This window comes from Endozoicomonas atrinae (assembly GCF_001647025.1).
Classification (GTDB): Bacteria; Pseudomonadota; Gammaproteobacteria; order Pseudomonadales; family Endozoicomonadaceae; genus Endozoicomonas; species Endozoicomonas atrinae.
In genome coordinates this window covers 1-1,190 of sequence record NZ_LUKQ02000589.1, presented here as the reverse complement: position 1 = coordinate 1,190, position 1,190 = coordinate 1, and the positions used below count along the sequence as shown (strand labels likewise).

Below are 1,190 nucleotides of genomic sequence, written 5' to 3'. Positions count from 1 at the left end.
CGGGATCGAGGCGTATCCGCTCACCGTAGAGTTCATCCGTGTTTTTATTGACCGCAATGTAAAAGGCTCTCGTCAGCTTTGGCTCTGCCAAGTACATATAGCTCTGCATCTGGATATAGTGTTCAGGCTTTGCCTCTTTAACACCGACTTTGACCAGCTGCTTGAATGACTTTTCGTTGTGGGTTTTCATCTCAATGAGATGCCAGGTTTTCGGAGCCTCGATAAAGCCGAGGCCGACACCATCAAAAGAGCCGCCGAAATGACCACGGCAGGCCGTTACCCGGAATTGCTTGCCAGTAGCGGGATCAGTCTCGAAAACTTTGATACCGATACTGCGGAGGTCAGCAATAAACCGTTCCTCTGCGAGATGCCCGGTTTGAAACAATCTCAATAACTGGCCACTATGCTTCGTATCCGTACACCAGCGGAAGCTATACCAGAGTTCCCGGTCGCAAGGCCGACCAATGAGGGAGCCTCCGAGGTGAGCCCGGAAGGCGTCACCTTGGTTGTCCTCATAATGCTCGACAATGGCTTTGATGGTGGTTTGGGTAGGCTCAGGGATTTGCATGACTGCCTCCCTTTTCCTTTTCCCGGTTAATGAGCTCGACGATCTTGGGAATGGAAAAAGCATCGTTATTTTGTGCAGCCATTAGGACGTACTTTTTCAACTCCTTGCTCGCACCCGCCTTGGCTAACTTAATGGCTGCACTTTTCCCGATAAGCTTTACTTCACCTTTGTTGAAATTATTAAAGGCTTTGATCCAGTCGAGAATGGCCGTGTAGGAAGGCATTGAATCAATGCGGAGTCTTTTGCCCACAATGCCGATGAGATACTGAAGCTCACTCTGATCATCCTTGTTTTTCCAAGCATGATAAAAGGCATGGCTTATCCAGTAAGCGGCATCAATGTTTTCTGGATGATTCCTTTCTGCCCATGTTTTATTGACCAGATACTCCCCGCACTTTTTTATAATTTTTGTGGTTATTTCTTCTGATTCAGAGGGGCTGAAAGTGAGGTCATAAAACTGCTGCTCCAGGGTATCGAGCCGCAGCTTCAGTTTTTTGATTTCCTGTTCAGCATCCATGCTATTTCCTCCGGTTAATCCGTCTTGCGATCCGTTGCGCCTTCCGTTTTTTCTTGCGCTCAGTGCCGGTCAGCCTTTTTTTGGTGTAGCGAGCCTTGTCGGCCT

General features: G+C 48.4%; 2 protein-coding genes. Both read right to left on the bottom strand.

Going from position 1 to position 1,190, the window contains the following annotated elements:
* Nucleotides 1-568 (bottom strand): hypothetical protein (locus tag AK963_RS29325; protein ID WP_202969931.1); only part of this gene is annotated, 568 nt, incomplete at its 3' end.
* On the bottom strand, nucleotides 555-1,085 hold the full coding sequence (locus AK963_RS29320) for a hypothetical protein (protein WP_066018766.1): 531 nt from the start codon (nucleotides 1,083-1,085) through the stop codon (nucleotides 555-557). The genes AK963_RS29325 and AK963_RS29320, both read right to left, overlap by 14 nt.
* Between the last annotated feature and the right edge of the window lie 105 nt (nucleotides 1,086-1,190).

Excerpts from the sequence above, each read along its gene's own strand:
- AK963_RS29320 (WP_066018766.1), bottom strand. The coding sequence starts at position 1,085 with ATGGATGCTGAACAGGAAATCAAAAAACTGAAGCTGCGGCTCGATACC.